This window comes from Yersinia sp. LJYL362 (assembly GCF_048323875.1).
Window position 1 is genome coordinate 1 of the sequence record NZ_JBLWEX010000004.1, and the last position, 8,032, is coordinate 8,032.

Below are 8,032 nucleotides of genomic sequence, written 5' to 3' on the forward strand. Positions count from 1 at the left end.
CTCAGCTGGATAGAGTACTCGGCTACGAACCGAGCGGTCGGAAGTTCGAATCTTCCTGGGTGCACCATATTTTGCAGTATGGTGAAATAGTCAAATGAACATCAGGTAGTGTCAAAGAATTAATTGCTGCACCCATAGCTCAGCTGGATAGAGTACTCGGCTACGAACCGAGCGGTCGGAAGTTCGAATCTTCCTGGGTGCACCATCTTCTGGGTCATCAATCTTGTTGTTAAGTTTCACTTGCTGAAGCGCCCCCGTAAAATCAGAAATACAAAACTGCACCCATAGCTCAGCTGGATAGAGTACTCGGCTACGAACCGAGCGGTCGGAAGTTCGAATCTTCCTGGGTGCACCATCTTAAGAAACCTCGCTACGGCGGGGTTTTCTGTTTTTAGATTCTACAAACACGCAGAACCGAGCGGTCGGAAGTTCGAGCCGAGTCATCTTCCTGGGTGCACCATTTTAAGAAACCTCGCTACGACGGGGTTTTCTGCTTTTAAGCTCTGCGCGATTAACATGTTTTAACCCTCTTACTCTGACTACACCGCCCAACGTATTGATTTTCGCTCTGTGTAATCGCGTTATTTCCTATCGAATTATGTGTTTTTTAATTAAATTCAATTGCTTATACAGTGAGCGACAATTTAGTTAGTTTGCGATAAAGTAGCTTTTCATTTTCTCCCTGGTCGTGGAGCCACGATGTACGAGCGCTATGAAGGCCTGATTTTTGATATGGATGGCACCATCCTGGATACTGAGCCCACGCATCGGCAGGCATGGCGACAGGTGCTGACACCTTATGGCATGGCATTTGATGAGCAGGCATTAGTGGCTTTGAATGGGGCTCCGACGTGGAAAATTGCCCGCGTAATCATTGAAAATAATCAATCGGACTTAGATCCCCATGTATTGGCCGCTGAGAAAACAACACTGTTTAAATCACTGCTATTGGATAATGTGAAGCCTCTGCCGCTCATAGACGTCGTTAAAGCCTACTATGGGCGTAAACCTATGGCCGTCGGTACTGGAAGCGAACACGCCATGGCAGAGCTGCTTTTACGCCACTTGGGCTTACGTGACTATTTTGATGTTATTGTCGGTGCCGACGATGTCACCCAACATAAGCCAGAGCCTGAGACATTCTTGCGCTGCGCACAGTTACTTGGCGTACCTGCACAGAAGTGTGTGGTTTTTGAAGATGCTGATTTCGGTGTTGAGGCGGCAAAAAGGGCGAATATGGCAATAGTTGATGTGCGTCTACTGTGAGTAGTACGCTAGCGGTTGCCTCATTATTTGGGAGTAGCTTTCTCAGCGCGACACTCTTACCCGGAAATTCTGAAATTCTGTTGGTCACCCTCTTAACGGCAAGTAGTGCGCCGGCCATGATGCTGGTGTTGTCTGCCACTGTCGGAAATACCCTTGGGGGGCTAACGAACGTTGTTATAGGCCGTTTATTACCGGAACTAAAGCCACAACGTGGGATGAGTACAGCTCTTGGCTGGCTTCAACGTTTTGGTCCGGCAGCTCTGTTATTGAGTTGGCTACCGGTAGTGGGCGATTTGATGTGTGTGTTGGCAGGCTGGTTGCGTATGCCTTGGGGTCTTGTGGCTTTTTTTCTGTGTTTGGGAAAAGCATTGCGTTATATCGTGTTAACGGTAATTACGTTACAAGGAATTGCCTGGTGGCAGTAAAGAATGTGACAAACTTACGTAGTCACATCTATGCAGTTTCAGTATGCTGGCGAGTTATGGTTTTCAAGAGCGGGAGGTCGATTTGATCCCGGATGTATCACACGCGCTGACTTGGCTGGAAGCGCACCCTAAAGCCCTGAAAGGTATCCGCCGCGGCATTGAGCGGGAAACATTGAGAGTGACTGCCGATGGCCAATTAGCCTCGACAGGCCACCCAGAGTCATTGGGTGCAGCCCTGACACATCAGTGGATTACCACCGACTTTGCAGAGGCATTGCTGGAATTCATTACTCCAGTGGATGGCGATATCGACCATCTGCTGACTTTTTTGCGTGATATTCACCGCTATACCGCACGCAAGCTAGGTGACGAGCGCATGTGGCCACTTAGCATGCCTTGCTTTATTGGCGCTGAGCAGGATATTGAGCTGGCTAAATACGGTTCTTCTAACATTGGCCGTTTCAAAACACTTTACCGTGAGGGCTTAAAAAACCGTTACGGGGCCTTAATGCAAACTATTTCCGGTGTGCACTATAACTTCTCTTTGCCACTGGAATTTTGGCAAGCGTGGGCGGGTGTTACCGATGAGAAAAGTGGCAAGGAAGAGATTTCAGCGGGATATTTCCGCCTGATCCGTAATTATTATCGCTTTGGTTGGGTCATCCCTTATCTTTTTGGTGCTTCACCGGCCATTTGTGCGTCATTCCTGCAAGGACGTGAAACGGCATTACCGTTTGAGCGTAATGATAAAGGAATGTGTTATTTACCGTATGCCACTTCATTGCGCCTGAGTGATTTGGGTTATACCAATAAATCACAAAGCAATTTAGGTATTACTTTTAATGACCTGCATACCTATGTGGCAGGGCTGAAGCGCGCAATTCAAACACCATCAGAAGAATATGCAGCATTGGGGCTAAAAGACGGTGAGCGTCATCTGCAATTGAACACCAATGTGTTGCAGATTGAAAATGAACTCTATGCTCCGATTCGACCTAAGCGGGTTACCCGAGCGGGGGAATCGCCATCTGATGCATTGTTGCGTGGTGGTATTGAATATATTGAAGTCCGTTCCTTAGACATCAACCCATTCTCACCCATTGGTGTTGATGCAGTACAAGCGCGGTTCCTCGATTTATTCTTGATTTGGTGTGTGTTGGCAGATGCGCCTGAAATGAGCAGCGATGAATTGCTGTGTACCCGTAAAAACTGGAATCGGGTTATTTTGGAAGGGCGTAAACCGGGGCAGACTATCGGGATGGGATGTAACGACACCCGTGAGCCGCTGGAAAAGGTGGGTAAGGACCTGTTTGCAGATTTGCGCCGCGTTGCAGAAGTATTGGATGGTAAAGATAGCACCGATTATCAACAGGTCTGTGATGAGCTTGTCGCGTCCTTTGATGATCCGAGCCTGACGTTCTCTGCACGTATTTTGCAGGCGATGAAAGAAGGCGGTATTGGTGGTGTTGGCCTTGAACTCGCCGAGCGTTACAGGGAAATGCTGCAAAATGAACCGTTGGAATTGTTAACTGAAGAGCAATTATCTGAAGAGGGCGCTGCTTCTTGGGTGCGTCAACGCGAGCTAGAACTCAAAGATAAGCTAAGCTTTGAAGAGTATTTGGTGCTTCACGGCGGCCAATAAAAAGAAAAGGCCACATTGCTGTGGCCAAATTAACATCTCTGATAACAGGGATGATGATAACAAATGCGCGTCTTTCACATATTAAGACGCGCGGTGTAGAAAAAAGTTTCACGGATTGCGAAAAAAAGATCGAATAAAAATTATTTTTTTATGAGGAGGTGACTAAATGCCATTATTGGATAGCTTTACCGTAGACCATACCATCATGAATGCACCGGCTGTGCGTGTTGCTAAGACGATGAAAACTCCTCATGGTGACGAGATAACTGTATTTGATTTACGCTTCTGTGTGCCAAATAAAGAAGTGATGCCGGAACGAGGGATTCATACACTTGAGCATTTGTTTGCCGGATTTATGCGTAACCATCTCAATGGTAATGGTGTGGAGATTATCGATATTTCCCCAATGGGATGCCGTACCGGTTTCTATATGAGCCTGATTGGTACGCCAGATGAGCAACGCGTTGCTGATGCCTGGAAAGCCGCGATGGCCGATGTATTGAAAGTGACCGACCAGCGAAAAATTCCTGAATTGAACGAATATCAGTGTGGTACTTACCATATGCATTCGCTGGAAGAGGCGCAGAATATTGCCAAAGATATTATCAAGCGCGATGTCCGTATCAATCACAACGAAGAACTGGCATTACCGAAAGATAAACTGGCTGAATTGCATATCTAGTTTTTGCAAGGCAAATGCAAAAAAGACGCTGATAAGGCGTCTTTTTTTATTCATCAAAACTTACCGGAAAAGAGGGGTTTATCTAGCCTGGCTATCAGGCAGGATAGGTGTCACTCTCACTCGCTTAATCATGTTTTCCTGTACGTCCAGCACCTCAATCAGATAATTTCCAACACGAACCTGTGCATCTACCTGTGGGATCTCTTCGAGTTCTTCCAGTAACATGCCATTGATAGTGCGGGCGTCGACAGGAAGTGACCAGTTGAATGCCTTGTTCAGTTCGCGCACATTGGCGCTACCATCAATCAGTACTGAACCATCACTCTGCGGATTGACCTCTTCTGCCAGGCTAGGGGACATTGACGTTGTGAAGTCGCCGACGATCTCTTCCAGAATATCTTCAACGGTCACTAATCCTTGAATATCACCATACTCGTCGACAATCATGCCGACTTTCTCTTTATTGCGTTGGAATTTCACCAATTGCACATTTAACGGCGTGCCTTCGGGAATGAAATAGATTTCATCCGCAGCTCGTAACAGGTTCTCTTTATTGAACTCTTTTTTCTCCGTCATCAGGCGATAGGCTTCCCGCACGCGCAGCATACCGATAGCATCGTCCAATGATTGGCGATATAAAACGATACGGCCATGTGGCGAGTGAGTTAGCTGCCGCATTATGGATTTCCAATCATCATTGATATCAATGCCGACCACTTCATTACGCGGGACCATTATGTCGCTGACCGTGACTTTTTCCAGATCCAGCACGGATATCAACATATCTTGATTACGACGAGAAATTTGTGAGTGCGATTCATTCACAATACTGCGCAATTCATCTTTACTCACTGCATCACTACTGTGGACATTGCCGCGGATACCACACAAGCGCATTAACCCACGAGTGATGGTATTGAGTAACCACACCAGTGGCAGCATGATTTTTTGTAACGGGGCCAGCAAAACGCTACTGGGGAACGCCACACGCTCAGGATAAAGGGCGGCGATGGTTTTCGGCATCACTTCAGCAAAAATGAGGACTACAAAAGTTAATACGCCGGTGGCTATGGCGACTCCGGCATTGCCATATAGCCGGATACCCACAATGGTTGCCAGCGCGGAGGCCAGAATATTGACCAGATTATTGCCGATTAATACCAAACTTATCAGGCGGTCAGGGCGGCGCAAGAGTTTCTCAACCCGACGTGCGGCGCGGTTGCCTTGCTTGGATAAGTGGCGTAGACGGTAGCGATTGAGTGTCATCATGCCGGTTTCTGAAGCTGAGAAATAAGCCGAAACCACGACCATAATGACCAGAATGATGATCAGAGTGCTAGTTGAGACATGATCCAACACAGTGTTCCTTAATAACAATGAAGACCCTGCGGATTCAACAGGGCTATGTGTGGATGATTGTAATAACGGCTAAGAGACCATGATTTCCTGTAGCAGGCGGCTACCAAAATAAGCCAGAGTCAGCAAAAATGCGCCTGCAAAACTGAACCAAATCACTCTGCGCCCGCGCCAGCCCTCATGGTAATGCCCCCACAATAAAACGATGTAAACAAACCAAGCCATGATCGATAACACTGCTTTATGGACGTTTTCTTTACTGAATATATCATCCATATAAAGCAGGCCAGTACACAGCGTTAGGGTCAGCAAGACAACGCCAATTTGGGTGATATGAAACATTTTTCGCTCAATGCTCATCAACGGCGGCATATCAGTATTAAAGGTGATTTTCTTATTTTTTAACTGATAATCGAGCCAAGCCAACTGTAGGGCATACAGTGCTGCGATGATAAGAGTGGCGTAGGCAAAGAGGGCTAGCCCAATGTGAACGAAAATGGCCGGGCTGGCTTCCAGATGGGTGATAAACTCACCAGGGAGCAGACTGGCCAGTGCCAGATTGATCATGGCAAAACTATAAACTATCGGCAGCAAGAACCAGCCACGACCTTGTGAGGCGACGATAGTCATTATCGTGCAGATCATCAGCCCGACAATAGAGCCGATATTCAATAAAGTGAGGTTTTGGCCACCGCCGACATCAAAAATCTGATGCTTCAGAGCAATAGCATGGCACACTAGCGCCACGACGGCAGAAACCAGCGCTAACCGCCGGTAAGCACTATTTTTCTGCACCAGACTGGGGACAATCAAGCCCAGGCTGAGCGAATAGGCGATCAAAGCCAAAATGGAGAACACGGGCATAGCGTTATATGGGCATCGGCTAAGTGAATTAGATAGCCAGTATAACGTCGAGCGCGTTCCTCTCCAACCGTTCTCCGATGTGAGGGCAGAGATCGTTTAGGCTTTGTGTTATAATCGCCCCCATTGTGTCGTCAGAGGTGTCGCCAGAGCGGCCTGTTTCCATGTTGAGTAAAAGACCATGTTTGAGAACTTAACTGATCGATTGTCGCGCACACTGCGCAATATCAGCGGCCGTGGCCGGCTGACAGAAGAAAATATTAAAGAAACGCTGCGTGAAGTCCGCATGGCGTTACTGGAAGCTGACGTAGCGCTACCGGTAGTTCGTGATTTTATTAACCGGGTAAAAGAGCGCGCTGTCGGGCATGAGGTCAATAAGAGCCTCACGCCAGGGCAGGAATTCGTCAAAATCGTTAAAAATGAACTTATTGCTGCCATGGGCGAGGTCAATAACGAACTGAATCTGGCAGCACAACCGCCAGCAGTGGTGTTAATGGCTGGCTTGCAAGGTGCGGGTAAAACCACCAGTGTGGCCAAGCTGGGTAAGTTCCTTAAAGAAAAACAGAAGAAAAAAGTGCTGGTGGTTTCTGCTGACGTTTATCGCCCCGCGGCGATCAAACAGTTAGAAACCCTGGCTCAGGGTGTTGGCATTGATTTCTTCCCGTCTGATGTACAGGAAAAACCGATTGATATCGTCAATCGTGCTCTACAGCAGGCGAAGCTTAAATTTTATGATGTTCTGATTGTCGATACCGCCGGTCGCTTGCACGTCGATGAAGCGATGATGGACGAAATCAAACAAGTTCATGCCGCGATTAACCCGGTTGAAACTTTGTTTGTCGTGGATGCCATGACCGGTCAGGATGCGGCCAACACAGCGAAAGCATTTAACGAAGCGCTACCGCTCACCGGTGTCGTGCTGACCAAAGTTGATGGTGATGCCCGTGGCGGTGCTGCGTTATCTATCCGTCATATCACCGGTAAGCCGATTAAATTCCTCGGTGTTGGTGAAAAGTCAGATGCGCTTGAACCGTTCCATCCCGATCGCGTGGCTTCACGTATTCTGGGGATGGGCGATGTCCTATCGCTGATTGAAGATATCGAAAGCAAAGTTGACCGCGCACAAGCGGAAAAACTGGCTACGAAGCTGAAAAAAGGAGATGGCTTCGATCTCAATGACTTCCTGGATCAACTGAAGCAAATGCGCAATATGGGCGGTATGGCCAGCATGTTAAGTAAAATGCCGGGTGCGGGCCAGTTGCCAGATAACGTGAAATCGCAGATGGATGACAAGGTGACCGTGCGGATGGAGGCTATCATCAACTCGATGACGCTGAAAGAACGCGCCAAGCCAGAAATCATTAAAGGTTCACGTAAGCGCCGTATTGCCACCGGTTCTGGTGTGCAAGTGCAGGATGTTAACCGCTTACTCAAGCAGTTCGACGAAATGCAGCGCATGATGAAAAAAATGAAAAATGGCGGTTTGGCCAAAATGATGCGTGGCATGAAAGGTATGATGCCACCGGGTTTCCCAGGCCGCTAAATGTCACACCCAAAGTGATTGGAGTTACAGGTAGGCGGCCAGTAAACGAATCTCGATGAGCTTACTCAAGTCAGTGATTCGGGTGAGCGCGCGCAGCTAACAACCCTGCGGCTTCAAGTCCGAAGGGTATATTTCGCGCTGTGATGTTAACCGGCGTGATGTGAGTAAAGATTTCCCGCTGAAAACAGCGGTAAACGAAGAAAATTGTGCTCATTACAAAACTAGCGCATAGGAATCTACGCTTTAGATTGCTTTTT

Annotated in this window: 8 protein-coding genes and 2 tRNA genes; 7 read left to right on the top strand and 3 right to left on the bottom strand. The window is 47.7% G+C overall.

From position 1 onward, the window contains the following. Positions 1 to 128 precede the first annotated feature (128 nt). The 6 genes from ACNSO8_RS00120 to luxS all read left to right on the top strand — a co-directional run bounded on the left by ACNSO8_RS00120 (position 129) and on the right by luxS (position 4,015). Positions 129 to 205: transfer RNA gene (locus ACNSO8_RS00120), tRNA-Arg, on the top strand. A gap of 73 nt (positions 206 to 278) precedes the next feature. After that, positions 279 to 355, top strand: a tRNA-Arg gene (locus ACNSO8_RS00125). A 344-nt stretch (positions 356 to 699) separates the two neighbouring features. After that, positions 700 to 1,266 carry a fructose-1-phosphate/6-phosphogluconate phosphatase gene (gene yqaB / locus ACNSO8_RS00130; protein WP_418393461.1) on the top strand — a complete coding sequence of 189 codons (567 nt, stop codon included), beginning with the start codon at positions 700 to 702 and terminating at the stop codon, positions 1,264 to 1,266. Then, positions 1,263 to 1,691, top strand: coding sequence for a YqaA family protein (locus tag ACNSO8_RS00135; protein ID WP_026017941.1), 429 nt, complete (start codon positions 1,263 to 1,265; stop codon positions 1,689 to 1,691). The genes yqaB and ACNSO8_RS00135 overlap by 4 nt, the downstream gene beginning before the upstream one ends. 43 nt (positions 1,692 to 1,734) lie before the next feature. Further along, entirely contained in the window at positions 1,735 to 3,333 is a 1,599-nt protein-coding gene (gene gshA, locus ACNSO8_RS00140) for a glutamate--cysteine ligase (protein WP_418393462.1), read from the top strand. A gap of 166 nt (positions 3,334 to 3,499) precedes the next feature. Further along, entirely contained in the window at positions 3,500 to 4,015 is a 516-nt protein-coding gene (luxS, locus tag ACNSO8_RS00145; RefSeq protein ID WP_418393463.1) for an S-ribosylhomocysteine lyase, read from the top strand. Positions 4,016 to 4,093: 78 nt separating this feature from the next. Here luxS and ACNSO8_RS00150 read toward each other — a convergent pair whose 3' ends face one another. Together ACNSO8_RS00150 and ACNSO8_RS00155 are read right to left on the bottom strand one after the other, a co-directional pair. After that, entirely contained in the window at positions 4,094 to 5,371 is a 1,278-nt protein-coding gene (locus ACNSO8_RS00150) for an HlyC/CorC family transporter (RefSeq protein ID WP_418393465.1), read from the bottom strand. Between the two features lie 72 nt (positions 5,372 to 5,443). Then, complete coding sequence (locus ACNSO8_RS00155) at positions 5,444 to 6,235, bottom strand: cytochrome C assembly family protein (protein WP_418393464.1); 792 nt, start codon at positions 6,233 to 6,235, stop codon at positions 5,444 to 5,446. A 178-nt stretch (positions 6,236 to 6,413) separates the two neighbouring features. On the opposite strand from ACNSO8_RS00155, the gene ffh reads away from it, so the two are divergent. Then, the gene (ffh, locus tag ACNSO8_RS00160; protein WP_005167432.1) at positions 6,414 to 7,775 is read left to right on the top strand and encodes a signal recognition particle protein; all 1,362 of its coding nucleotides are present in this window, start codon (positions 6,414 to 6,416) and stop codon (positions 7,773 to 7,775) included. 70 nt (positions 7,776 to 7,845) lie between these two features. On the opposite strand, the gene ACNSO8_RS00165 is transcribed toward ffh, so the two are convergent. After that, positions 7,846 to 8,032: hypothetical protein (locus tag ACNSO8_RS00165; RefSeq protein ID WP_418393466.1), on the bottom strand; the 187-nt coding region annotated here is incomplete at its 5' end.

Excerpts from the sequence above, each read along its gene's own strand:
- yqaB (WP_418393461.1), top strand. The coding sequence starts at position 700 with ATGTACGAGCGCTATGAAGGCCTGATTTTTGATATGGATGGCACCATC.
- gshA (WP_418393462.1), top strand. The coding sequence starts at position 1,735 with ATGCTGGCGAGTTATGGTTTTCAAGAGCGGGAGGTCGATTTGATCCCG.
- luxS (WP_418393463.1), top strand. The coding sequence starts at position 3,500 with ATGCCATTATTGGATAGCTTTACCGTAGACCATACCATCATGAATGCA.
- ACNSO8_RS00155 (WP_418393464.1), bottom strand. The coding sequence starts at position 6,235 with ATGCCCGTGTTCTCCATTTTGGCTTTGATCGCCTATTCGCTCAGCCTG.
- ffh (WP_005167432.1), top strand. The coding sequence starts at position 6,414 with ATGTTTGAGAACTTAACTGATCGATTGTCGCGCACACTGCGCAATATC.